The sequence below is a fragment of the Paraburkholderia sp. FW306-02-B genome, from assembly GCF_058782725.1.
In genome coordinates this window covers 2,045,504-2,068,202 of record NZ_JBYSXZ010000002.1, presented here as the reverse complement: position 1 = coordinate 2,068,202, position 22,699 = coordinate 2,045,504, and the positions used below count along the sequence as shown (strand labels likewise).

24 protein-coding genes and 2 pseudogenes are annotated in these 22,699 nt (G+C 60.9%); 9 read left to right on the top strand and 17 right to left on the bottom strand.

Annotated features, from left to right (window positions below; all coding sequences use genetic code 11):
• Positions 1-5: 5 nt before the first annotated feature.
• From AC3WOG_RS30540 to AC3WOG_RS30490, 11 genes are all read right to left on the bottom strand, one after another.
• The gene (locus tag AC3WOG_RS30540; protein WP_492581530.1) at positions 6-434 is read right to left on the bottom strand and encodes a TadE/TadG family type IV pilus assembly protein; all 429 of its coding nucleotides are present in this window, start codon (positions 432-434) and stop codon (positions 6-8) included.
• A complete protein-coding gene (locus AC3WOG_RS30535; RefSeq protein ID WP_492581529.1) occupies positions 431-1,309 on the bottom strand; it encodes a tetratricopeptide repeat protein in 879 nt (292 codons plus the stop codon). Before AC3WOG_RS30535 ends, AC3WOG_RS30540 begins: the two co-directional genes overlap by 4 nt.
• Entirely contained in the window at positions 1,306-2,253 is a 948-nt protein-coding gene (locus AC3WOG_RS30530; RefSeq protein WP_492581528.1) for a type II secretion system F family protein, read from the bottom strand. Before AC3WOG_RS30530 ends, AC3WOG_RS30535 begins: the two co-directional genes overlap by 4 nt.
• Complete coding sequence (locus AC3WOG_RS30525) at positions 2,250-3,233, bottom strand: type II secretion system F family protein (RefSeq protein WP_492581527.1); 984 nt, start codon at positions 3,231-3,233, stop codon at positions 2,250-2,252. The genes AC3WOG_RS30530 and AC3WOG_RS30525 overlap by 4 nt, the downstream gene beginning before the upstream one ends.
• Positions 3,230-4,639: a TadA family conjugal transfer-associated ATPase gene (locus tag AC3WOG_RS30520; RefSeq protein ID WP_492581526.1), complete on the bottom strand. Its 1,410-nt coding sequence runs from the start codon at positions 4,637-4,639 to the stop codon at positions 3,230-3,232. Before AC3WOG_RS30520 ends, AC3WOG_RS30525 begins: the two co-directional genes overlap by 4 nt.
• On the bottom strand, positions 4,636-5,859 hold the full coding sequence (locus AC3WOG_RS30515) for a CpaE/TadZ family protein (protein WP_492581525.1): 1,224 nt from the start codon (positions 5,857-5,859) through the stop codon (positions 4,636-4,638). The genes AC3WOG_RS30520 and AC3WOG_RS30515 overlap by 4 nt, the downstream gene beginning before the upstream one ends.
• A 15-nt stretch (positions 5,860-5,874) precedes the next feature.
• The gene (locus tag AC3WOG_RS30510; protein WP_492581524.1) at positions 5,875-6,246 is read right to left on the bottom strand and encodes a CpaD family pilus assembly lipoprotein; all 372 of its coding nucleotides are present in this window, start codon (positions 6,244-6,246) and stop codon (positions 5,875-5,877) included.
• Positions 6,247-6,263: 17 nt separating this feature from the next.
• A complete protein-coding gene (locus AC3WOG_RS30505) occupies positions 6,264-7,535 on the bottom strand; it encodes a type II and III secretion system protein family protein (protein ID WP_492582500.1) in 1,272 nt (423 codons plus the stop codon).
• A 234-nt stretch (positions 7,536-7,769) separates the two neighbouring features.
• Entirely contained in the window at positions 7,770-8,810 is a 1,041-nt protein-coding gene (gene cpaB, locus AC3WOG_RS30500) for a Flp pilus assembly protein CpaB (protein ID WP_492581523.1), read from the bottom strand.
• A gap of 14 nt (positions 8,811-8,824) precedes the next feature.
• Positions 8,825-9,316, bottom strand: a complete 492-nt coding sequence (locus AC3WOG_RS30495; RefSeq protein WP_492581522.1) for an A24 family peptidase — start codon at positions 9,314-9,316, stop codon at positions 8,825-8,827.
• A 97-nt stretch (positions 9,317-9,413) separates the two neighbouring features.
• Positions 9,414-9,587 (bottom strand): Flp family type IVb pilin, encoded by a 174-nt coding sequence (locus AC3WOG_RS30490; protein ID WP_492581521.1) that lies wholly within the window; start codon positions 9,585-9,587, stop codon positions 9,414-9,416.
• A 340-nt stretch (positions 9,588-9,927) separates the two neighbouring features.
• Between AC3WOG_RS30490 and AC3WOG_RS30485 the strand changes: the two genes are divergently transcribed.
• Genes AC3WOG_RS30485 through AC3WOG_RS30475 form a run of 3 tightly spaced genes read left to right on the top strand, consistent with a single transcriptional unit; the run spans position 9,928 to position 11,479 of the window.
• The gene (locus tag AC3WOG_RS30485) at positions 9,928-11,178 is read left to right on the top strand and encodes an ISNCY family transposase (protein WP_492581520.1); all 1,251 of its coding nucleotides are present in this window, start codon (positions 9,928-9,930) and stop codon (positions 11,176-11,178) included.
• A complete protein-coding gene (locus AC3WOG_RS30480; protein ID WP_492581519.1) occupies positions 11,144-11,377 on the top strand; it encodes a hypothetical protein in 234 nt (77 codons plus the stop codon). The genes AC3WOG_RS30485 and AC3WOG_RS30480 overlap by 35 nt, the downstream gene beginning before the upstream one ends.
• A 9-nt stretch (positions 11,378-11,386) precedes the next feature.
• Positions 11,387-11,479 (top strand): BrnA antitoxin family protein, encoded by a 93-nt coding sequence (locus tag AC3WOG_RS30475; RefSeq protein ID WP_492581518.1) that lies wholly within the window; start codon positions 11,387-11,389, stop codon positions 11,477-11,479.
• 36 nt (positions 11,480-11,515) lie between these two features.
• Here the strand turns inward: AC3WOG_RS30475 and AC3WOG_RS30470 are convergent, their stop codons facing one another.
• Complete coding sequence (locus AC3WOG_RS30470; RefSeq protein WP_492581517.1) at positions 11,516-12,202, bottom strand: SOS response-associated peptidase; 687 nt, start codon at positions 12,200-12,202, stop codon at positions 11,516-11,518.
• 145 nt (positions 12,203-12,347) lie between these two features.
• The gene (locus AC3WOG_RS30465; protein ID WP_492581516.1) at positions 12,348-12,641 is read right to left on the bottom strand and encodes a hypothetical protein; all 294 of its coding nucleotides are present in this window, start codon (positions 12,639-12,641) and stop codon (positions 12,348-12,350) included.
• 893 nt (positions 12,642-13,534) lie between these two features.
• Here AC3WOG_RS30465 and AC3WOG_RS30460 point away from each other — a divergent pair.
• The 4 genes and pseudogenes from AC3WOG_RS30460 to AC3WOG_RS30445 form a co-directional block, all read left to right on the top strand.
• Positions 13,535-14,942: pseudogene (locus AC3WOG_RS30460) on the top strand (terminase large subunit domain-containing protein); the annotation flags it as partial.
• A 511-nt stretch (positions 14,943-15,453) separates the two neighbouring features.
• Positions 15,454-15,852, top strand: coding sequence for a hypothetical protein (locus tag AC3WOG_RS30455; RefSeq protein WP_492581515.1), 399 nt, complete (start codon positions 15,454-15,456; stop codon positions 15,850-15,852).
• A gap of 221 nt (positions 15,853-16,073) precedes the next feature.
• Positions 16,074-16,202: a BrnT family toxin gene (locus tag AC3WOG_RS30450; protein WP_492581514.1), complete on the top strand. Its 129-nt coding sequence runs from the start codon at positions 16,074-16,076 to the stop codon at positions 16,200-16,202.
• Positions 16,174-16,449 (top strand): BrnA antitoxin family protein, encoded by a 276-nt coding sequence (locus AC3WOG_RS30445; protein ID WP_492581513.1) that lies wholly within the window; start codon positions 16,174-16,176, stop codon positions 16,447-16,449. The genes AC3WOG_RS30450 and AC3WOG_RS30445 overlap by 29 nt, the downstream gene beginning before the upstream one ends.
• 198 nt (positions 16,450-16,647) lie before the next feature.
• Here AC3WOG_RS30445 and AC3WOG_RS30440 read toward each other — a convergent pair whose 3' ends face one another.
• Both AC3WOG_RS30440 and AC3WOG_RS30435 read right to left on the bottom strand, forming a co-directional pair.
• Positions 16,648-17,646, bottom strand: coding sequence for a hypothetical protein (locus tag AC3WOG_RS30440; RefSeq protein ID WP_492581512.1), 999 nt, complete (start codon positions 17,644-17,646; stop codon positions 16,648-16,650).
• A gap of 174 nt (positions 17,647-17,820) precedes the next feature.
• A pseudogene (locus AC3WOG_RS30435) lies at positions 17,821-18,000 on the bottom strand (rolling circle replication-associated protein); the annotation flags it as partial.
• A gap of 847 nt (positions 18,001-18,847) precedes the next feature.
• On the opposite strand from AC3WOG_RS30435, the gene phaP reads away from it, so the two are divergent.
• Positions 18,848-19,468 carry a TIGR01841 family phasin gene (phaP, locus tag AC3WOG_RS30430; protein ID WP_492581511.1) on the top strand — a complete coding sequence of 207 codons (621 nt, stop codon included), beginning with the start codon at positions 18,848-18,850 and terminating at the stop codon, positions 19,466-19,468.
• A gap of 128 nt (positions 19,469-19,596) precedes the next feature.
• Positions 19,597-20,340 (top strand): acetoacetyl-CoA reductase, encoded by a 744-nt coding sequence (gene phbB, locus AC3WOG_RS30425; RefSeq protein ID WP_492581510.1) that lies wholly within the window; start codon positions 19,597-19,599, stop codon positions 20,338-20,340.
• 37 nt (positions 20,341-20,377) lie between these two features.
• On the opposite strand, the gene AC3WOG_RS30420 is transcribed toward phbB, so the two are convergent.
• Both AC3WOG_RS30420 and nosP read right to left on the bottom strand, forming a co-directional pair.
• Positions 20,378-21,541, bottom strand: a complete 1,164-nt coding sequence (locus AC3WOG_RS30420) for a histidine kinase (RefSeq protein ID WP_492581509.1) — start codon at positions 21,539-21,541, stop codon at positions 20,378-20,380.
• 1 nt (position 21,542) lies between these two features.
• Complete coding sequence (nosP, locus tag AC3WOG_RS30415; protein ID WP_492581508.1) at positions 21,543-22,694, bottom strand: nitric oxide-sensing protein NosP; 1,152 nt, start codon at positions 22,692-22,694, stop codon at positions 21,543-21,545.
• Between the last annotated feature and the right edge of the window lie 5 nt (positions 22,695-22,699).

Below are 22,699 nucleotides of genomic sequence, written 5' to 3'. Positions count from 1 at the left end.
TCCGATCACTCGTAGTTCATCACGGTGACGGCCTTGATCGTGACGGGCCCCGTGAGTGCACTGAATATCGTGCCGAGCACGAACCCTTGATACGTGTACGTGACCGTTACCGTCAAAGGCGAGCCCGACGTTTGACTGACCCACGTGGCGGCCGTGGTCGCAGCGGTCGCCGTCCCGCCCGTCACCAGATTGTTCTGCGTATAGTTCAGCGCGACGGCCTGGATCTGCGTGCTGGTCCACGGCGTGGCGCGCAGCACGACACCCGCGCGCGCCGCTTCCCGGCTCGCATTCGTGATCACGGCCTTGTCGCACAGGATCATGCTCACATCGATGATGCCGAACAGCACCATCATCAGGAAAGGCAGCATGAGCACGAACTCGAGCGCGGCAATGCCTCCTTCATCACGCAGCAATGAAGGGCAGGGCACTTTCATTTCTGGGTCTCCGCGTCATGCGGCATTTCGTCCGCGGGCAGCGCACCCAGACGAGCCAAGCCGGGACGAACCGCGGACGGATCGCCGCCCGAGGCGCCGAGTCTTGCTCGAAGGATTTGATAGAACCGCAGGTTGTCATCGACCGATGCGGGGGGCAGGTCGGCCTGCAAGATCTGTTTCGCCGCGTTCGTGTTGCCGAGCAGCGCATACGCGAGCGCGAGGTTCTGGCGCGCTTGTGGCGGGGCGCTGGCGAGGCCGGCGATGTCGAGCAGCACGTTGGCGCCTTCCCGTGGCTTGTTGGCGAGGATCAGCGACAGGCCGAGGTCCGCCGTCAGGCCCTGCGCTTCGGGATGCACGCGCAGCGCGGCGCGGTAGACGGTTTGCGCTTCATCGTGATGGCCTTGCAGATCGAGCGCCGTGCCGAGACCCTCGGCTGCGACCGGGTTGTCCGGATGTTCGGCGACGAGAGCACGGTAAAGCGCCGCGGCATCGTCGAGTCGACGCTGCCGCAATGCGACCCGGGCCAGGCCGAGTTTCGGTCCCGGATTGGCCGGTGCGGCGCTCGCCGCACGCGCGTAGAGCATGCGTGCGTGTTCGAGCTCGCCCGCCTGGTACAGCGTGTCGGCCAATCCAAGCTGGGCTTCGAGCGAGTTCGGCTCGGCCTGCAAAGCCTTGTTGTACAAGCTCGACGCGAGTTCGGTGCTGCCCGAGGCGAGCGCGCTGTCGGCAAGGCGCAGGTCGCTCACTGCATCGACGTTACGCTGCATCGAGACGGGCCGCGGATTGAAGCTGCCTTCGCTTGCACATCCTGCAAGCAGGGTGACGGCGACCACTGACGCGACGGCGAGCGAGTACGAGGCAATAACGTTCTTCATTTGAACACCGCAAGGAGGCGAATGACGGCGGGGCCGGCCGAAATCAGGCCCACCGTCGGCAACACGAACAACATCATCGGCATGGTCATCTTCGGGGCAAGCTTTGCGGCCTTTTCTTCGAGGCTGAAGATTTGCGCGGCGCGTTCGGCGCGAGAGAGCGTGCGCAGCGACTGTGTGATCGGCGTGCCGTATTGCTGCGATTGAATCAGCGTCGTCACGAGTCCGCGCACCGACGCCAGGCCGATACGGACCGCCATGTTGCGCAGCGCAGTGGCGCTGTCGCCGCCGATTTGCAACTCGTCGGCTGTCACGGAGAACTCGTCCGCGAGCGGTAGGCAGATCGGCTTCAGTTCGTGCGCGACACGCTTGATCGCGACGACGAGGCTATTGCCGGCATTCGTGCAGATGACCAGCAGGTCGAGCGCATCCGGCAGGCACGATGCGATGGCCCGTTGCCTGCGCCGGATCAGAAATCCGAGCACGTACTCCGGCGCGATCATGCCGACGATGAACGCCGCGGCCATCATCAGGACGCGAAACACGAAGAGTTCGCCGAGGCGAGGCACGTGCGCGCCGAGCACGATCGCGACGAGCGCGAGCAGGGCGCCGATGACGATTTTCAGGCCCACCATTCCCGACGCCGCGCGCTGGTCGCGAAAGCCCGCACTGGCGAGCTGCCGCGCGAGCGTCTCGCGCTGGAACGCATCGATGAGCGGCACGCGTTCGCCGATCAGCGCGACCCGCCGCGCCACCCGTTGCCGCATGTCCGAAAGCGCATGCTCGTCGACGGCCGACTCGGCCGCGCTGCGCGCGGCGGCTTGCCGCACGCGTTGCGCAATACGATATCGCGTACTGCCCGTGCGGAGCAGAATCAATACGACGGTACCGATCAGGACGATCAGCAACGCGAGATTGGTGACAATACCGGCATCCAGTGTGTTCATCGCGATGTATCCAGTTTTGACATCTTGCGCACCATCCACAGCCCGAGCGTCAGCATCACCGCGGCGAGCGTCATGATCTTGTGCCCGGCGCGCGTATTGAACAGCAGCTCGATGTACGGCCGGTTAATGACATACAGGATGCCTATGATCGCGAACGGCACGGCCGAAATGATGTTGGTCGAGAGCCGGCCTTCGGCGGTCAGCGCCTTCGTCTTCAACCGGACGTCGCGCCGGCTGCGGATGATCGCCGCGAGGTTTTCCAGCGTCTCGGCCAGATTGCCGCCCGTCTCGCGCTGCAGCAGCAAGCACACGCCGAAAAATGAAAAGTCGGCGATCTGCAGCCGCTTCACGGCTTGATCCAGCACCTCGTTCAGATCGGCGCCAAGGCGAAGGGCATCGCCCATCGTGCGAAAGGTGGCGCGCACCGGCTCGTCGGCCTCGCGGCCCGCGGTGCTGATCGCCTGCACGACCGGAATGCCTGCGCGCACCGCGCGGATGATCAGATCGAGCGTGTCCGGAAAGACCGTCAGGAAGCGTGTGCGAAACCGCTCGATCAGGAAACGATAGGTCGCGCGCACGGCAAGCAACGGCAGGCCGACGATCAGCAACGGACGCATCCAGACGGGCGGCGAGCCCAGCTTGACGCCGACGAGCGCGGCGATGACGATGACGATCGCGACCAGCGCAATCAAACGGATACCGCCCGCGCCGCTGACCGAGCGCACACGTTCCAGATGTTGATGCAGCCACGCGAGCAGGCCGCCGTCGCCGCGGCGGGAGCGCTGCCGGCTAAACAGCTGCCCCGGCGTGTCAGGGCCGGCTTTGCGCTGGCGAGCCACGACTGTCGCCAGTTCATCGATCCGGCTGCGGATGCGGGGCGCCGGCCGGCGTCGCATCATGTCGCGCAGCGACGCGACCATCAGGCCCGCAATCAGGATCGCGAAGAACGCGGCGGCCGCGACGACATCGGCGGGCGTCATGGCCGCATCGCCTCGAGCAACTGCTCTTCGAGACCGTAGTACGCGGCCCGTGCGATGAACACCGGGCGCAGCGACGACGATTCGTACACGCCGCGCACTTCGTCCTGGTATGCGCTCGTATCAAAGCGGAACGTGAAGAGGTCCTGAGTGATGACGACGTCGCCTTCCATGCCGGCAACCTCGGTGATGCGCGTCACCCGGCGCATGCCGTCGCGCATCCGTTCGATCTGCAGGATCAGGTGTACCGCGCTCGCGATTTGCCGGCGGATCGACAGCAGCGGCAAATTGCCGTTCGCCATCATCACCATGCTCTCGAGGCGGGTGATCGCATCGCGCGGGGTGTTCGCATGGATCGTCGTCATCGAGCCGTCGTGGCCGGTGTTCATCGCCTGCAGGACGTCGAACGCCTCCGGGCCGCGTGTTTCGCCGAGGATGATGCGGTCGGGACGCATCCGCAACGCATTGCGCACGAGGTCGCGCTGCGATACGGCGCCGGTCCCTTCGGCATTCTCCGGGCGCGTCTCGAGGCTCACGACATGCGGTTGCTGCAATTGCAATTCGGCCGCGTCTTCGATGGTGACGATCCGCTCATGCTCGTCGATGTGATGCGACAGCGCGTTGAGCAACGTCGTCTTGCCGGAACCCGTGCCGCCGGAGATCACGATGTTGAGCCGGCACGCACCGGCGATCTTCAGCATGCGCATCATCGCGGGCGACAGATTGCCCTGCTGCGCCATGCGGGTCAGGGTGATGTTGCGCTTGGAGAACTTGCGGATCGAGATCGACGCGCCGCGAATCGCGATCGGCGGCAGTACGACGTTGACCCGGCTGCCGTCGGCGAGGCGCGCATCGACCATCGGGCTGCTTTCGTCGACGCGGCGCCCGACCGCGGCGGCGATGCGCTGCGCGACGTTGATCACATGCGCGTTGTCGCGGAACTTGAGCGGCGTCAGTTCCAGCCGGCCGTGCCGTTCCGCATAGACCTGGTCCGGGCCGTTGACGAGGATGTCGGTCACCGCTTCGTCGGCGAGCAGCGGCTCGATCGGGCCGACCCCGAACATGTCGTTCAGTATTTCGCCCACGATCAGCGTCTGCTCGGCCGCCGTCACGTTGAGCCGCTCGCGCGCGACCACTTCGGTCGCGATCTGCTCGATGCCCGCGCGCACCTGATCGCGCGACATCATCAATGCGGCCGACATGTTCATCGAAGCGAATACGACGGTGCGGATCGTCTTGAAGGTGCCCGAGCGGATCAGTGCTTCATGCCTGTTGACCGGGACGGCCGCGTGCACCGGCGTCGCGATGGGCTGCGGGCCGGCGTCCAGACTTGTGTCTGCTCCTGTGTCCATGCCGCTGTCGGCAAGAGGCGACATAACCGCGGTGTTTTTTCTTTTGCCGAACGTCATGCCCGGCTCCTGTTCCCGACGAGGCGCGCATACCAGGGCCGCTTCGGCGGCGCGCTCTCCGATCGGCCGGTCAACGTGTTCGCCAGCTCGACGATGGCCGATGTAAAAGGCGTCGGCTTGCCGGCCGCGATCGGTTCGCCGAGATTCTCGGCCTCCGCGAGCGTTTTCGGTTCGTAGGGCAGCTCGTGCATCGACGCACGGCCGAGCGCACGCTGGAAATCGGCTGTAGCGACGCGGCCCGCAACGGGTTCGTGCGGGTTGTTCAGCAGCAGCGAGATCGTCGGGTTGCTGTCGCGGTCTTCGATGAACCGGAGCAGCCGCGCCGTCTCGCGGGCGGCATGGACGGACCGGTCCGACGTGATATAGACGGATGAGGATGCGTCGAGTGCCTCTTCGGCGACATTGCCGGTGAGGCCGGACAGGTCGAGCATCACGTAATGGAATTGCCGTTTGAGCGTATTGATCAAGTCGGAGACCGTACCGGGACGACGCGTGAAATCGTCGCCGTAGGGCAGTTCGGACGAGAGTACGCGCAGGTGATTGCTCTTCTGAACGAGCATTCGATTGATCAGCGGCGCATCGACGCGCTGTGCGTTTTGCAGCAGGTCGGTCAAGCCGTTGTTGGTGGTCAGCCCTAACATCGAGTTGGCGGCCCCGCCGTGAAAATTCAGGTCGACATATGCGATGTGCCGATGCGTGACGTCGGCCAGGTGGCGCGCGAGCGACACCGCGATGGTGGTTGTGCCGACGCCCCCGCGTGCGCCGACAAAGCTGATGGCCCGGCCGGCGCGCACGGCGGCGGCCGGGTCGCGTGCCGCCAGCGCGCGCTGCAGGAGGCCGACCGACAGCGGCTTGAAAAGATAGTCCTGGACACCGGCAGCGAGCAGGCTGCGATAAAGATCCACGTCATTGCGGTCTCCGACCACGACTACGGCGACCGATGGCTCGCAGACGTCGGAAAGGCGCGCGAGATCGCTTAGCGGCATCGCAGACCCCGATAGATCCACGATCAGTTGCCTGGGTGAACGATCGAGTTTTTGCAGCAGTTCGATCGCGTCGTCGATCGTTCCCTTGCGCACCCATGCGTTTGCGATCGACTGGTCGACAATCAGACTCTGCACCGCGGTTTCGCTGTCGCGGTCGGATACGACGGCAAGCAGATCCTGGGCGCTGATTGCGCTGCTGCTCTTGAGTTGAAGGAGTGATTCGAGGGCGCTCATTGAAATGCTCCGCAATCAATGCGTCACGTTGGAGGTCGTCGAGGTCGCATTGAGCGGCGTCGCGCGCCCTTCGTCGTAACGGCGCGCCGCGCTTGCGCCGAGCGCCGCGTCGGCGCCTGCATAAGGAATCGGCTGGACAAGGTCGGCGGGGCGCGCGAGCATGATCGCCAGATTGGTGTACGTGGCGCAGCCGAACGCGACGCCGGGACGCCCGAAGCCCGCGTCGACCAGATGCGACGGCTGCTCGAGTTTCGCGCAATCGGGCGGCACCGCGCGAGCGCCGTCGAACCCGACCACCGACGCGTCAGGCATGCCGAGCGGCGGAGGTGCCGACATGCAGCCCGGGAGCACGGCGAGCAGGATGAGGGAGGATAGGCGCGCAAACATGGCATGACTCCATCGGTTCAGTAGACGAAGCCCGCTGCGCCGACAAGGCGCGGGGCGTCGCCGGACAGCGGATCGATCCCGAGCGAACGCTGCAGCACGTATTCGACGTCGCTGCTTGTATGCGTGACGCTGTCGAGCGGCTGCCGCAGTTGCCCGGGATCGGCTGGCTGCACGATATAAGGCGTGACGATGACCACAACTTCCGTCTTGTTGTCCTGATAGTTCTTCGACGAGAACAGCTTGCCGAGTATCGGCAGCCTGCCGAGGCCGGGAAACTGCGCGAGGATGTTGCTCGTCTTGCTTTGAAGCAGACCGCCGATCGCAAAGCTCTGCCCGCTCGACAACTCGACGGTGGTCTCCACGCGGCGCACGGTCAGCGCGGGAATCTTGATGCTGTCGAGCGTCACCGAGTTGGTCGAGTCGATCTCGCTGACTTCCGGGCGCACCTTGAGGCTGATCCGGTTGTCGGCCAGCACGGTGGGCGTGAAGTCGAGCGACACGCCGTAAGGCTTGAACGCGACCGTAATGGCGCCCGTCGTGTCTTGCGCGACAGGGACCGGGAACTCGCCGCCTGCGAGGAAGCTCGCGGTTTGGCCGGACATCGCGGTCAGATTCGGCTCGGAGAGTGTCGTGATGAGACCCTCCTGATCGAGCGCATCGAGCACCGCCTCGACGTTGACCTTCCCGGTATGAAAGCCCGCGACCGTCGAGAACGCGCCGGTCGACGACAGAAGGAAGCGATTCGTCACCGTGTCGATCAACTGGCGGCCGCTGAAGAGCCCGCCGAAAAAGTTGCCGACCGAGCCGAGCGAGCTCCAGTTGATGCCGAGCTCCTGCGTGATGTTTCGATCGACTTCGGTAATCCGTACGTGCAGACTGACCTGAATCGGATGATTCAAGGTGAGCCGGTTGACGAGCGTTTCCTTGTCGCGCAGGTACGGTGTGAGCGATTGTGCGACCGCGTCGGCATCCGCCGCGCTCGGCACGCGGCCGGCAATCATCATCGAGCCGGGTGCGCTGGTGAGCGTCAGGTGCAATTGCGGGAAGCGCGCATCGAGCATGCGCTGCACCGACTGCGTATCGACGCTAACTGCAATGGTTTCGCGCAGGATCGTCCGATTGTTCGCGCCGAGCGCAAAGAGCGTCGTCGTTCCCGCTTTCTTGCCGAGCACGAATACGGTTTGAGGCGTCGGCACGTGCACGTCGGCGACTTCCGGGTCCGCCACGAATACCGCGACGGCCGGCTCCGAGAGCTTGACCATCTCGCCTTTACCCGCCGGCACGACCATTGTCGGGGCGGGGTCCGCGGCGCACGCGCGGTTCACGTTTGCGACGAAGCCGCACGCGATTGCTGCGCATGCGACGACCGTCGATGCAAATCGACGCCTCGAGCGAAGGACTGAGCAAACAAAATACGACATGGACGTTCCTGTCTGAAACCTGGTCACGTACCGATGCAGGCGAGGCACCGTGGTACGCGTACTGCTTTCTTCTTCCATTGCGACACCGTTGCAGCTGTCCCGCTACCGTGCGAGCGGCTGCGCGCCGGTCCCGGTTTGCGCGGCTTCGAGCGGCTGCGCCGGCAAAGGCGTGGACGCTTGCGACGACTGTCCGCCAGGCGGCAGAGGCGGCAGTCCGGGCATACCCGTGGTGCCGCCGGCCGACGCGGCGCCTGACGCTTCGCTCGATTGCGAGCCGCGATAGACGATCACGGAAGGAGGGGCGGCACGCCCATTTGCCGTGCCGCGCTTCGTATTCATTTGCATCGCATGCAATGCGCGCGACACGTCGCCGCCCCATACCGGCGGCGTTTGCGGTTCTGTCGTGGCGGCGGCAGGCGGCTCGCGCCGGTCCTCGGTCGCGAAGCTGCGCAACGCGAGCGATAGCGTGCCGAGGTGTGTCGCGACCGTGATCACCTGGGCGGTGCGGGGCGTCACCTCGAACGTGACCGTGCGCGCACGCGTATCGGCGTGCGCGGCGTCTTCCTTCGGGCGCTGAAACGCGGAGCCGACCGCGAGCACGCGCACCCGATTGACCACCGTCTCCGATTCGACCGCGCGGCTCGCCTCGGCGGTGTCTTTCGCCGATTCGCCCAAGGTCTGCGTGAGCAGCACGTCGACATAGTCTCCGGGCTGGATCAGCCCCGCATTGCCCGAGACGTCGTCGATCGCAACCGAGATCGCGCGCATGCCGGGTTTGAGGGCGGCGGCGAGAAAGCCCGGCGCGTTGGGGGAGATGACATCGGCGGGACCGAGCGGCGTGCCGGCGTGTACCGCGTGGCGAAGCAGGTCGCCCTTGAGGTCGTTGTCCGCGCCGTCGGCGGCCGCTTGCCCTTCGACGAGCGCGCCTGCCGGGGCTTGTCCACGCGGCACGCTTTTCCATGCGAGGTCGCTGTCGCGCAGCAGCAGACCGTCGGGCAGATCCGCGGCAGCGACGCGAATGCGGTCCATCCCATGCGAACTCGCCGCAGCCGGATGCGACGCCGCGACGAAGAGGGCGCGCAGAATGAGTGCGCCGATGATGGCGACGACGATGAGGCCGGCGAACTTGACGATTCTGGACATGGCGACGTGCTGTCCTAGACGATAGGCGCGCTATGCGCGAGCGGCGCCCACACCGCGGCGCCCCCACCCAGCGCGAGCGCGATGCCGTAAGGCACACCGCGCGCGCGCGACAGACATGACAGCCAGCGCAAGGCGCCGATGCGGCGGTGCAGCGGGTCTGCCGCGATGACCGCAAGGCCCAACATCAGGCCGCAAACGGAGACGATGACGAAGACCGGCGCCGCGAGCGATGGGCCCGCCCACAGAAAGACCGCTGCGGCGAGCTTCGCGTCACCGCCGGCGATCCATCCGAAACGGAACAGCAACGCGGACACGGCGAGCGCTGCCGCCGCCAGGCCGACGTGGCCGAAAAACGCAGCGACGCCGATTGGAACGAGCGCTGCTGCGACGCAATAGAGACCGGCGACGATGACCACCGCGCGGGTGGGCAGGCGCCGGAAGAGCAGATCGGAGACCGCCAGTGAAGTCAACACGAGGCAGGTCGCCAGCTTCACTGAGTACAGCATCTTGGTTTGCCTTTGGCGGAATCATGCGTTTTTTTGCGACGGACATGACGAGATGTTCGATGAACGTGTATTCCCGCCATGTCGATCGCGATGACGCTTAGACGATGGACGTTACCTTGGTGATCAGAGCGGTAAATACGCCCAGGAGGGCCGGGCTGAAGTACACGCCAACGCCCACGACCGCAGTGACGACGATACCCGCGAGTACTGAGTACTCGAGTGCGCTGACGCCGCGTTCATCACGCGACAGGGACTTGATGAATTGCAGCATAAGTAGCTCCTGGTTAGAGGCTTTCGATCATGGAAACGAGTTGACGGAAAATCCGGGTGGCATCTTCCAAGCGTGTTATCGGCAGAGTCAGACCAGATCTTTAGGATTCAAGACAGATCTGCCGTTGCGCGCTGAAACACTCGTGAACTAGATAGTAGCGACGCGCTCAGCGAATTGATGCCGCGATATGAGGGCAAAGAACGATGCTATTCGGATAATTGTAACTTGACATAAGATAAATTATCAACATCCATCGTGTTACGGCAAAGCTGTAATGTCGTACCTGGGCAAAGCTGAAACGTCGCATGTCATGCTGGCTGACCTTTGACGGGAGGCTCGCATGACGACATCCGGGACGATCACCATGACGATGCGCGAGGTTGACCGGCTCAGGACGATCCAGTCGGTGGTCGATGGCATGCTGATGACGTGGCAGGCCGCAGAACGGCTCCATCTGAGCCGGCGTCAGGTTGAGCGGCTGACCGTGCGCTATCGCAGCCAGGGCGCTTCGGGACTGCTGTCACGGCATCGTGGCCACCCGAGCAACTACCAGTTGGCAGACGGCGTGGCCGAGCGCGCATTGAACCTGATCCGGGATCGTTACCCGGATTTTGGGCCGACGCTCGCGTGCGAGAAGCTGCGTGAATGTCACGGGCTGGCGCTGTCGAAGGAAACGGTGCGGCACCTGATGACAGATGCCGGCTTGTGGATTCCACGCCGGCAGCGGCCGCCGAAGATCTACCAGCCGAGAAGCCGTCGTGCGTGTCTGGGCGAGCTGGTGCAGATTGACGGCAGCGATCACCGCTGGTTCGAGGAACGGGCGCCGGCGTGCACGCTGCTGGTGTATGTGGACGATGCGACCAGCCGGATCATGGCGCTGCACTTCACGGCGACCGAATCGACCTTCAGTTACTTCGAGGTGACCCGGGTGTATCTGGAACAGCATGGCAAGCCGGTGGCGTTCTACAGCGACAAGGCGAGCGTGTTCCGCTCGACGCAGACGGCAACGACCGAGCGTCAGGTCAGCCGGCTGGTGCGGCGCTACGAGGCTGCAGGACCGGCTGGGCTCGTGTCGGCACGGCGTGGGCAACCGGGTAACCGCGAACTGCCGGTGGATGTCCGTGCGCGGGCGATGGCGCTGGTGCGTGAGCGCTACGCCGATTTTGGGCCGACGCTGGCGTGCGAGAAGCTGGCTGAATGTCATGGCGTGGTGCTGGCGAAGGAAACCGTGCGGCGCTGGATGCGTGATGCCGGGCTATGGATTCCACGCAAACAGCGGCCGCCGAAACTCTACCAGCCGCGAAACCGCCGCGCCTGTCTGGGCGAGCTGATCCAGATCAATCGCAGCAAACATGGTGTCTCACTCACTCTCGCTGAAAGCTTTGAATGGGACAGCGCACTTGGCGCACTAGACGACAGATACGCGTATGGAGAGCCACGCTTCATTGCTTACGGCTTGATTGGCGAACGCGTCTACTGTGTGGTCTATACATTGCTTGGTGAAACGCTACGCGCTATCAGCCTTCGCAAGGCAAACAAACGTGAGGTGAATGATTATGTTGAGCAAGCGCACTATCGTGATACCGACTGAGGAGGAAGATGCGGCGATCAATCTTGGAATTGCGGCAGATCCCGATGCGCGCGAGCTGAGCACCGAAGAAATTCGGCGTATGCGGCCTGCGCGTGAAACGCTCCCCCAGCGGATCGGCGAAGGTGCCGCGGCCGAATTGTTGAAGCGCCGCGGCCGGCCACCGGCCGACGTTACCAAGGTCGCAACGAGTGTGCGCTAAGGTCGCGATGTGCTCGACGCTTTCCGGTCGACCGGCGAAGGCTGGCAGACACGGATGAACGACGCCCTACGCGACTACGCCAAGTCGCACGGCATGATGTAACGAAAGCCCGCTTCGGCGGGCTTTTTTCTTGTTCTTCTACCCTTGTATTGGATCGACGAGGTCTGGCCCATCAGGGCCGGACCGGTTGACTTTGCGGGACACGGGAAACCAGGTGAACGCGCCGGGCGGTTCGGCCGCGGATCGAGCGAGGTGAACGGCGCGTTCGGCGGAGGTTGCCGGGTCCAGGTACTCGCGAGCGACGTCAGCCGAGAACACGACTGGCCGCCGGTCATGGACGTCGACCAGCCCGGCGCCGGCATCTGCCGTCACAATCACGAAGCCGTCACCTTCCCGTTGCTCCATGTCCGCATGAACATTGGTCAGGCCGGCGACGTACAGTGGTTCGCCGCTTTTCGCCTGGATGGCATAGGGCTGCTTGCCGTTGCTCTCCGTTTTCCATTCGTACCAGTAGTCGGCCGGCACGATAATGCGGCCGTTTTTCCACATCGCTGCCCATGCCGAGCTGGTCGCCTTTTCGATCTTCGCATTGATCATCTGCGGAATGCCCTTCGCGACGGCCCACGCGGGCCGGTACCCCCAGTGCAGCAGGCGTACGACGCCGTCCGGATAGATCACAGGCTGACGACTGCCCGGCGCTGCATTCCAGCTCGGGGTATCGGCGGGCGGCGAGTCGTTCAGGAGCGGCCAGCGCGTATCGCGGTCGCTGGCGAGAGGGACCAGGTAGTCGATGCCGTAGCGGGCTCGAGCATAACGACCGCACATAGGGCCTCCTGGTCGTGAGCAGGATTGGCCACAGGGGCCTATATCAGATACTCGCACCATCCAGCAATCGTCGTCCATTGCGGACAACGCCAAAGATTTATCTTAGTTCACGGGCATTCGCGTCCGCGGCATCTCGCAGCCATTTTTAATCACAATAGCCCTGAAACGCCAGATATTCCCTTGTCGGCACTCCTGGGCCTATCTTCACTGGGTCGCCCGCGATACTGTTTTCGTTGCCACCGCCTTGCGCAAGCTCTCTAAGAGGGACTTGCAGTCCAGATTGTGTGCTCGTATCTAGAACCAGAATTAACTTCGGTCTTTCGCCCTGTGTATTTAACAGTTTGCAGTAAGGATATTTTTGTCCGATAAATACTTGAGCGGCTGCGTTGGCAGTCCCAACGTTTGAGAGAATAATTTTCACATCGCTCAATTTGACCAAATCTTGCTTTCCTTTGGGTGTAAACGATGGCCACAATAATTCATTGTTAGAGATATTTTGCTAATCTGTCTCATTCGGATTCCCGTTTGCCGCGAACAATTGCTGGTGTAAGCCAGCATATAAGGCGGCACCCACGATTAATATTCAAAAAATATTTTTCATAATCAACCTCTCTTTTTAAATTTTGATTGGGCGGTTAAACGCAGGGTCGCAAAATGCTACAGGGTATGGCCGACCTTCAGCCTTACCCGCTTACTTAGGCGTGTACATTTGCATTGGACGTGACGGTCGGTCCAGATCGATGTAATGTAAAGAGACTGCGGTGGGTGCACAGCAGATCAATCACCACTTAAATCGTTGGCGACACGAAGTACTACTTACGCAAACGAGGTAATACTTGTCATGCTGCCGTCCGATTGAGTGCTTTGGCCCGCACGTTACAACATGCTGATCCTTATGTGTCACTTACTACTCGACCCAATGGACCTGCGAGCGCAGATGCCGCAATTGCCGTTGCACCCCTCGTAGCAACTAACTGTAAAAGTCGCTAGCGTCGAAAGTCTACGGAAAGCGTTGATAGATCTCGAAGATCCTGGTAATTATCTTAGGCGGTGGACGAGTACGTCGTGAGGATATTTATCAGCAAAATCAGACAACACTGCCGGCGGTCGCAGACATTGATGCTTGCGCTCGTAACGTCCACTTAATCCCTCCCTGCAGTGATAAGTCCTTCTGACGGAACGAGTTGCAAAATCAGAAGGCTCGATGAACGTCTTTTCCTGGGGCCATAGCGGGTCAGTCGCGCCCCTCGTCTCCAAGCCACGAGGCAACACGAAAGAAGCATCGCCCTCCTCGCCCGGCGCTGTTTACTGGCGATTCCGGACGGATACGCTGACGAATGGGATAAAGCGACGCCGATCGAGCGCATCGAGTCGTCGCTAGAAACGCGGCTTGCGGTGTTGATTGCCAAGCCGGAAAAAGACGGCTGCGACTTCAAAGGGGGCGATTTGCTCATGCGGCCGGTCGAGCGCATGGCGCGTGTCCACAAGTACTGCGAGACAGGCAGGGAGAGCGATCTAAACCCCGCCATTGAGGCGCGCAACACGGCGCCGCGCAAGGCTAAGGCAGTACGCAACGAATTCAGCGACGAGCAGCGGGACAGGATCGTCGCGGTCTTCCGTGATTCGCTGTTCGATTATCAAAAGGTCTGGTATCGCCAGCGCGATCAGCGCACACGCAATATCCTGAAATCGCGGCAGATCGGCGCGACGTGGTATTACGCCCGTGAGGCATTGATTGATGCGTTGGAGGCAGGCCGGAACCAGGTTTTTCTATCGGCCAGCAAGGCACAGGCGCATGCGTTCCGGCAGTACATGTGCCAGTTTGCGCGCGAGGCCGCAGACGTTGACTTGTCCGGTGAGCCGATCCTGTTGCCGAACGAGGCGATGCTTTACTTTCTTGGCACGAACGCCCGCACCGCGCAGAGCTATCACGGCAACTTCTATTTCGATGAGTATTTTTGGGTCGGCTGGCTTTCGCAAGCTGAATAAGGTTGCGTCGGGCATGGCGATGCATAGCAAGTGGAGAAAGACCTATTTTTCCACGCCATCGAGCATGCAGCATGAGGCCCATTCCTTCTGGACTGGCGATCATTTCAACCGTGGCCGCGCCAAGGTCGATCATCTGTATCTTGACGTAACACACAAGGCGCTTGCACGCGGCCGGCTTTGCGAGGATCGGCAATGGCGCCAGATCATGACGGTCGAAGACGCCGTGGCCGGCGGTTGCAATCTGTTCGACCTTGACGAGCTGCGGCTTGAATACAGTCCCGAGGAGTATCTAAACCTGTTGATGTGTCACTTCATTGATGACACGGCATCGATTTTCCTGCTCGCCGACTTACAGCGCTACATGGTGGATTCGTGGGGGCTGTGGGATGACTTCAAGCCAGTAGCGCCCCGCCCTTTCGCTTACCGGCCTGTATGGGTCGGCTATGACCCTGCCCTATCCGGCGACTCGGCCGGCTTGATCGTGGTGGCGCCGCCGGCGGTGCCGGGTGGCGAGTTTTGCGTTTTGCACAAAGAGCAATGGCGCGGGATGGACTTCGAAGCCCAGCCCGATGCGATCAAACGCACCACGCAAGATTTCAACGTCGAATATATGGCAATCGATACGACCGGCATAGGCCAGGGCGTGTACCAGCTCGTTCGCCAGTTCTACCCGAACCCGGTCGCGCTCAACTACTCGCCAGAGGTTAAGGGTCGGCTCGTATTCAAGGGCTTGTCGGTGATCGGTAAGGGCTGACTCGAGTTTGATGCGGGATGGACGGACCTGGCGCGATCCTTCATGGCTACCATCCATCACTTGATGGAACCGGATATCAATCAGGAAGTGTATGGCCTGCCCGAATATCACGGCGCGCTGCACGCGGCATAGTTGAACGAGTCGGCTACGCTGTTTCGTCGTCGCTACTATGAAAACGGATCGCATATCAGTCACCGCCCGCACCTCATTGACGAGCTGCGTCAAAACAGCAGGAACAAGAACAACGCAGGCGGAAAGGAGGGACCGCGCTTAGAGCCGCAAACTAACTGGTAGCTCGTGCAAGCTTCGCGTAGTTGACAGGCCAAGCCGACGCCGCTTCCACAACGATCCGCTTCAAATTCTCTCGTTGGAATGACTTTTCGTATGTGACGGTCGCCAGTACCAGTTCATCGGTGCCGCCCACAGCCAATTTCCCAAACCTTCGGTCCATGTCGTCGTCGAACGCATCCCTGTGAATGTGAGCGATCAAAGCCACAGCGAAACCAGCATGAGCACACGCAAACCAAAAATACTGACGTGCGATAACGCCGCGCCATTCAACGAATTCCTGTACTACGCCCGGGGGCTCTCCATGCGGCACCTGTGCCGGACGCGTGGGCGACATGAACGCACGGTCAAGGACTGGATGAACGGACGCGCCGTGATTCCGCCCTGGGCAGTCGCCGAGCTACGGCTGCAGGCGCTTGAATACGAGTTGATGCGCGACCAGATGGGGTTCACCGCCATCGAACGGGAAGCCGAGCAACCGCAAGGTATTCCACGCCGCTTCCTGATCCCACCGGCCAACGATCCGTTCTGCACCGTTCAGTTGACGCTCGACATCCGGTCGGCGGCAACCGCGTCACGTCCGCCCCCTGACTCGACGTACGCGCAAGGCGGGAAATAACGTAGTTACAAAAACAGGTCGGCACAACATGTTTTTGTAACCACAATAACTATATGAAAACCATCCATGAAAACGACCCACGACCAGGCCAAAAGTGAAGCCAACGAAGGGAAGCACGGTGTTTCGCTGGTTCTCGCCGATACGATCGACCGGTCGTCCGTATAGTGCGCGCCCGACAACCGGAAGGACTATGGCGAATTGCGCGAAATTGGCTACGCCGTGTGATCGATGCCCGCCTCTATTGCGTTGTGTTCACGCAGCGCGGCGATACCTTCCGGGTTATCAGCCTGCGCAAAGCCAACAACCGGGAGATTGAACGCTATGAAGAAGCAACCCAGACTGATCCGTAACACGCCCGAAGAAGAAGCGGCGATCGAGCGCGGCATCGCAGCCGACCCGGACACGTTCGAGCCGAGCGATGAACAGTTCGCGCAGATGAAACGGCGCGGCGGCCGCCCGAAACTCGCGCACCCCAAAGTCGCGGTAACCGTTCGATACGACGCGGAGATCATCGAGCGATTCAGGGAAAGCGGCGAAGGCTGGCAAACGCGGATGAACGACGCGCTACGCGACTGGCTCAAGACTCACCGCACATGACGATCAGCGGAAATCGACCGGCTGTATGAAAACGCAAAAGTACTCGGTTTTCGGGTGTCGTTTTACCCTTCCCGAGTTGCTGCCAAGCCAATACGGCGCGATCTGAAGGGGCGATTTAGAACGCCGCATTCAGCACACGTTTTCACACGGCTTCGACCCACACCAGACGTTCACAGGTACCTGGATAAGCCGGGCCAATTAAGCCTCGAAAACGTTCCTCAAAACGCTCTTTACGCGATAACCTTTACCCTTTGCCGGGGAAGGCTCCAGTACGTAATCCGCAAATATATTTTTATTCGAATATTCGGAAAGTGGAATCTCCTTCCAGTCATGCGAATCTTTGAATTCCCATGCCCTTTTCAGTCGCAAGTAGCGATCAAGTTTCTCGATGTACTGCTTGAGTGCCTGGTCCGGGCGAATATCTGCTACAGGTATTTGTTCGTTACCTGCTTTTTTGCTTGCGCCCGGGATTAACGAAGTCTTCAGATTACCCAGGAATGGAAATTTATTTTCTGGCAGGCGGGGGCGCAACGAAGATCGAGATCCGTTGCCGTAGACGGTGTGCGCATCCATTACTCTCTCGATTGTCTGGTTCCGCGTCGCTGCATGTTCCCCGATTTTGAATGAAGGCGCACCTTCGTAGTATTTGAGAACCACTGCCCGATAGCCGGCAATTTTGCATCCTACCAACGCTTTGAGATCAGAGCACGCCCCATAATAATTTTTGATCTCTTTGGCTGTCGCTACGACGATGCTGGCGTCCTCTGCGGGCGGTTCATAGTCTTCCGGTCCGGCCGAATAGCAGGAATCTACGCAGACTTTCCTGAGGTTATAGCGATACTCAATGGCAAACTTGGCAATTGATGCACCCAAAATAGCAGGGTCAACTTCCGAAGTATTGATATTTCCGTGCATACCAATATATAAACCAAGCGTCTTTGGTGCGCAGTCCGTGTCAATTCTATCGAAGGATTCAGTAGCGGCGGCCATGAACACCGTAAAGCTGTCAACAGCGTTCCATTCTCCTCCGTCGCACAAAACGTTGACAACTTCTTCTCTACCGAGAAATTTTCGCTGCAGCGTTTCGAAGCTATCTCTCATTTCTCCCGTTGGGTCATTTCTTAATATCGTAATGGCCAGAATGCGATCGTATCCTCTCATTGCTCCACCTTTAACCAATTTAGGGAGTTTCGGCAACTACACATTCCTTGCGCGCTTTATTGTACGCGGATACCCCGGAGGAGGCACCACGCTGAAAGTGTTCTCGCGTCCGCATCGATGTTGGTCATTCAATGAGCGTCGCAGCCGGACCGCGCTCCGGCGCCGTCCTGTCCTGCAGCAATTGGCCGATTCCAGCCGTTCATGGACTGATTATAATTCGCGCGTGGACAGCCAGAAACACCCCAACTCCTGCCGCCAGAATGTCTGGCGCCGATCTAGCGTGGCGCCGACGCGCTTTGCTGCCGCAAACGCAGTTTTCAGCGCTTCAGCGGGATCATCCGAGAATATGTGATCAATTGGCATACGCTCCGGCACGACAACACCCCGGCTGGGCAAAGCCCCTGCTTGCAACGGCCGACAAAGTTGCGGAAACCGAGGCTGTCATGGCCGGACTCGGCATCGATTCCGATCGCCCGGATCACGCTGACACGGGCGATCAGATGTGGACAGGACAAGCTGTCAGGCATTCCAGCCACGCCAACTATTTGCACCAGAGCCATTCTCTTTTCACACGCGCGCAATCGATCTCGCGTTCATGCGCATTGAATTGATTGCAATCAGAAAGAGCAACACTGGAGGCGCCGCCATGCAAGAGTCGGCAGGTTGGCCTGGCAAAAGCTGAGCGCTACCCGTCAGCAGGAGCGCCCGTCGTTAAGCTTTGTGTTCGGCCTCTTTCGGTCCCAGGCTGTGACTGACCCTTCCCTCTGTTGTTAAATGCATTGCAACAGTGCCGAATCAGACTACCCGTTTGCGTAGTTGGTAAACGGGAAAAACTGACCTAGAGTAATCATCAGACTTATACGAATACAAAAAGAGGATGCTGGGCGACAGATAACGACGTTATCGGGGTGTACATACTTGCATTTCTCGACCGGGAAAATTGCGCACATCGGGCGTGTGACGCGGCCCTCGTTGGAGGGGAGTCTCGATGGTCCAATCCTGCCTGCGGGATATAGGCCGTTTGCGGCTCTGTCATCTGCTTGATTCAGGTTCCCTGACGAAAGGCCAATTGTGCTCAATCGGCGAGGTGTTGTTGCAACCGGATCAGTTCGACGACGAACAACACGCGTAGCAGGACAACCCGCGGCGACCGCGATGAATATCGGGCCATAACCCGGAAGACCGTCCGGTCCGGCCCCCGTCGACGAAACTGTTTCGTTGTTTTCAGCATCAGCGCATGAAAAATTTCCATCCGTACTGCCCGGGTCAGGGCACTTTTTTGGAGCGAGCAATGAATCTATGGAGTCCGGAACAAGTCGCCACGGCGCAACGAGCCAACATGGACGCATCGTTCGCTTTGGCGAACAAGGCATTCGAGAGCTTTCAGAAACTGGTCGAGCTAAACCTGCAAACCATCAGGTCGGGTATCGCAGAAACCGAAGAGGTGGTGCTTAAGGCATTCGTGGGGAAAAGTCCGCAAGAATGGAGCACGCTGCAGGGTAGCGTGACGGAACGGGTTGCTCCCCGGCTTCAGTCGTACTACAGCCAGCTGCACACCATCGTATCGAATTCCCAACTGGAACTTGGCAACGTTGCCAGCGAGCAGTTCGCGGAGCAGCAGCGCAAATTGCAAAGTCTCATCGACGATGCAACACAAGATGCACCGGCTGCCGCGGAGAGCGCCATCACCGCCCTGAAGTCCGCGATTGCCGCCACGGGAACCTGGTATGAGGCCACGCGCAAAGCGGCGCAGCAGGCGATCCACGTCGCCGAAAGCAATGCCGAGGCGGTGAGCACCGCAGTGTCGAAAACGACAAAGCGGGCGATCGAGCAAGCCACGCGCGCCACATCGAAGTAGTCGCTGTCGCGATACGTTGCCATTGCGCTGCGTTCGCAACGCTCCAGTTTTACGATGCGGGCACACCGGAAAGGCACATGGCGGTCCCTACGCCGCGGCGCCATTCAGTTCCTTGATCGGGTAAAAACATGACGAAGCAGATCGCACTTGTCACGGGAGGCACCGGTGGAATCGGTGAAGCTATCAGCGTCAAGCTGCACGACGCCGGCTACACGGTCATCGTCACCTACTCGCCGCACAACACCGGCATCGACACGTGGCTTGCCCGCATGGAGGCCAACGGACGCGGATTCCACGCCTGTGGCGTCGATGTGGCCGATTATGAATCGTGTGCAACATGCGTCGCCGGAATCCTGGCCGAAGTCGGTCCCATCGACATTCTGGTCAACAATGCCGGCATTACCCGGGACGCAAGCTTCAAGAAGTTGGACAAGGTCAACTGGGATGCCGTGATCCGCACCAACCTCGATTCGGTGTTCAACATGACGAAGCCCGTATGCGATGGGATGGTCGAGCGCGGCTGGGGCCGCATTATCAATATCTCGTCGATCATCGGCTCCAAGGGCGGCTTTGGGCAAACCAATTACGCAGCAGCCAAGGCGGGCATGCACGGCTTCACGAAATCGCTGGCGCTCGAGGTGGCCAGGAAAGGGGTGACCGTCAACACGATTTCGCCCGGCTTCATCGCCACCCGGATGGTGACGGCAGTGCCGCAGGATGTCCTCGACACAAAAATCATTCCCCAGATCCCCGTCGGACGCCTGGGACAACCCACGGAGGTCGCTGCGCTCGTCCTGTACCTGTGTTCGCGCGAGGCGGGCTTTCTGACTGGAGCGAATATCGCCATCAACGGCGGTCAGCATCTGCAGTGAGCCGAACTCCCGACGCCCGGAAACGCCGCGTCGCGCCTCAAGGTTCCCCGCTCACGTCCGCGCGTCGCTTTGCTGGAAGCCACACCGTGAAGCACGCCCCCTCCCCCGGCCTGCTTTCCACGACGATCCTGCCGCCGTGCTTTTCGACAATGCCATACGAAACCGATAACCCCAATCCGGTGCCTTGCCCAACGGGTTTCGTCGTGTAGAACGGGTCGAATATCTTCGCCTGCACGTCGGCCGCCATGCCTACGCCGGTATCCGCAATGGCAATTGACACGCCATCGCCGTCGCGACGCGTGCTGATCGTAATGATGCCCCGTTCGGGAATCGCCTGAGCGGCGTTGACAAGCAGGTTCATCAGCACCTGGTTCACCTGCGACGGTATGCACTCGAGCGGCGGCAGGTCGCCGTAATGCTTGACGACTTCTGCCTTGTACTTGATTTCGTTGCGCACGACATTCAGCGTCGCCTCAAGGCCTGCATGCAGGTCGACCACACACCAGTCTTCGCTGCCCGCGCGTGAGAAATCGCGCAGGTCCTGCACGATACGCCGGACACGCGAGGTGCCCTCGATGGATTCGTCGATCAGCGTGCCGATGTCCTCGCGAAGATAGTCGAGATCGGCATCTTTACGCGCCTGATCCATGCGGGCTCGCCTAGCAGGATCCAGTCCGGCGAGCATCGAGTCCTGCAGCGCCATGACATCGAGCAGCCTGCGCACCCACGTTTTCAACGTCCCAAGGTTGGAATCAACGAAACCGATCGGGTTGTTGATTTCGTGCGCGACACCGGCAGCGAGCTGCCCGATCGACGCAAGTTTCTCCGATTGCAGCAATTTGACATGCGCTTCAGCCAGCTCGTCGATCAGGCGTCGTTGCGCCTCCTTCTCCCGCTCCAGTTCGATCTGGGCGCGCCTGCGCTCCTCGATTTCCTGTTTCATCAGGCGCTGGGTACGTTCGAGCGCGCGCGTCATCTTCTTGTTGTCGCGCAGCGCATCTTCAAGTTCGCGAGTCCGGTGCCGAACCTGGTCCTCGAGCGTGACCGCCATCTGGAACAGGCTGAAGTCGGAGCCGCAAACGACCGTACTGCGCTCGGCACGGTCCATCAGCGACCGGACTATTTTGTTCAGACGCACGACCTCCGCTTGCAGGACAACGCATTCGTCCGATGCAACGGCGACAGACGATGCTTCAGGCATGCTAACCCTCCCCTCCGCCGCCGAACGCGATGCCGGTCAAGGTCTGGTTGACGTGCACGCCGCCGTATTGCTCGCCGTACGTACTGAAACCCGCTGACCGATTTTCCTGAAACAACCGCCCCGCGATATCGCGTGTGCCCTTTTGCAACAATTCCAGGTGACGCAAGATGCAGTCCCATGCGAGTACGAGCTGAGGCTCACCCAATTCACTGCGAAGCTCACAGAACATCGTACGCAGATTCTCCGTGAGATCGAGGCCGCGAGCGACGCGCAGCACAAGGCCCTCTTCAATCGCGCAGTAAAACGTGAGACTGCCGTCGGCGTTCAGCTTCTGGATCGATCGCACATAGTCGGTACCATCGATCAGGACGACGACCGGCGCCGCCGCAAAATGGCCCGGACAAAGATCTTCCACGCGTGCGCCGATCAGGCGCGCATATTCCGCCGCAGCCGGCAGACCGTTGATTTCGCTGACGGTGCGCCGCTCCGCATCGGCGCCCGTTACCACGAGCCGTTCATCGCCGGAACGGAAATGCTGCGTCTTGAAGGTCCGGAATGGCAGGGTCGTCGAGGCGACAACCAGTACCGCGCAATCGCGGTGAAAGCGCCCCTCATGAAACACGTGAGTCTGCTCAAAATTCAGGTCGTCGCCCGCCGATCCGCCGACCAGCGAAATGTCGCCCAGCGCGTTTTGCAGCGTGCGGGTGACCGGCTCTTCCCTCACCGACAGGCCATCGATCAACAGCAGCGCAAAGGTGTCTGTACTGCGGGCCCCAGGCGCTTTCCTTTCCAGGTCGTGTAACGCATCCAGCGCACACGCCTGACCACCTGCAATCGTGAAGTTGCGCAAATCGCCCAGTCGCCCGGTGACGGCCGTGAACGACGCACGCGGCAACGCCACCGCCACGAGGCTGTGGTCGAGATAGCCAGCCGGGCCGATTTCGCCGGCCGTGGTGCAACCGACGACCTCCGTGCCGTCGAAGCAACGGCCAATTTCATCCGCGAGCGATTCGAGGTCGAAATGGCTCGAGCAGAAGAATAGGACCAGGGCGCCGTCGCATGCCTTGAGCGCGGCATGTACTTCCCGGACGGCTTCACGCGCATCGGGATTCGTCGACTGCGCGACGATGGAGGGAGAAGCTGGAGAGGTCATGACAT

What these genes read in the sequence shown, in the direction of transcription:
- AC3WOG_RS30540 (WP_492581530.1), bottom strand. Translation starts at nt 434, where the DNA reads ATGAAAGTGCCCTGCCCTTCATTGCTGCGTGATGAAGGAGGCATTGCC.
- AC3WOG_RS30535 (WP_492581529.1), bottom strand. Translation starts at nt 1,309, where the DNA reads ATGAAGAACGTTATTGCCTCGTACTCGCTCGCCGTCGCGTCAGTGGTC.
- AC3WOG_RS30530 (WP_492581528.1), bottom strand. Translation starts at nt 2,253, where the DNA reads ATGAACACACTGGATGCCGGTATTGTCACCAATCTCGCGTTGCTGATC.
- AC3WOG_RS30525 (WP_492581527.1), bottom strand. Translation starts at nt 3,233, where the DNA reads ATGACGCCCGCCGATGTCGTCGCGGCCGCCGCGTTCTTCGCGATCCTG.
- AC3WOG_RS30520 (WP_492581526.1), bottom strand. Translation starts at nt 4,639, where the DNA reads ATGACGTTCGGCAAAAGAAAAAACACCGCGGTTATGTCGCCTCTTGCC.
- AC3WOG_RS30515 (WP_492581525.1), bottom strand. Translation starts at nt 5,859, where the DNA reads ATGAGCGCCCTCGAATCACTCCTTCAACTCAAGAGCAGCAGCGCAATC.
- AC3WOG_RS30510 (WP_492581524.1), bottom strand. Translation starts at nt 6,246, where the DNA reads ATGTTTGCGCGCCTATCCTCCCTCATCCTGCTCGCCGTGCTCCCGGGC.
- AC3WOG_RS30505 (WP_492582500.1), bottom strand. Translation starts at nt 7,535, where the DNA reads ATGGTCGTGCCGGCGGGTAAAGGCGAGATGGTCAAGCTCTCGGAGCCG.
- cpaB (WP_492581523.1), bottom strand. Translation starts at nt 8,810, where the DNA reads ATGTCCAGAATCGTCAAGTTCGCCGGCCTCATCGTCGTCGCCATCATC.
- AC3WOG_RS30495 (WP_492581522.1), bottom strand. Translation starts at nt 9,316, where the DNA reads ATGCTGTACTCAGTGAAGCTGGCGACCTGCCTCGTGTTGACTTCACTG.
- AC3WOG_RS30490 (WP_492581521.1), bottom strand. Translation starts at nt 9,587, where the DNA reads ATGCTGCAATTCATCAAGTCCCTGTCGCGTGATGAACGCGGCGTCAGC.
- AC3WOG_RS30485 (WP_492581520.1), top strand. Translation starts at nt 9,928, where the DNA reads ATGACGACATCCGGGACGATCACCATGACGATGCGCGAGGTTGACCGG.
- AC3WOG_RS30480 (WP_492581519.1), top strand. Translation starts at nt 11,144, where the DNA reads ATGTTGAGCAAGCGCACTATCGTGATACCGACTGAGGAGGAAGATGCG.
- AC3WOG_RS30470 (WP_492581517.1), bottom strand. Translation starts at nt 12,202, where the DNA reads ATGTGCGGTCGTTATGCTCGAGCCCGCTACGGCATCGACTACCTGGTC.
- AC3WOG_RS30455 (WP_492581515.1), top strand. Translation starts at nt 15,454, where the DNA reads ATGAGCACACGCAAACCAAAAATACTGACGTGCGATAACGCCGCGCCA.
- AC3WOG_RS30445 (WP_492581513.1), top strand. Translation starts at nt 16,174, where the DNA reads ATGAAGAAGCAACCCAGACTGATCCGTAACACGCCCGAAGAAGAAGCG.
- phaP (WP_492581511.1), top strand. Translation starts at nt 18,848, where the DNA reads ATGAAAAATTTCCATCCGTACTGCCCGGGTCAGGGCACTTTTTTGGAG.
- phbB (WP_492581510.1), top strand. Translation starts at nt 19,597, where the DNA reads ATGACGAAGCAGATCGCACTTGTCACGGGAGGCACCGGTGGAATCGGT.
- AC3WOG_RS30420 (WP_492581509.1), bottom strand. Translation starts at nt 21,541, where the DNA reads ATGCCTGAAGCATCGTCTGTCGCCGTTGCATCGGACGAATGCGTTGTC.
- nosP (WP_492581508.1), bottom strand. Translation starts at nt 22,694, where the DNA reads ATGACCTCTCCAGCTTCTCCCTCCATCGTCGCGCAGTCGACGAATCCC.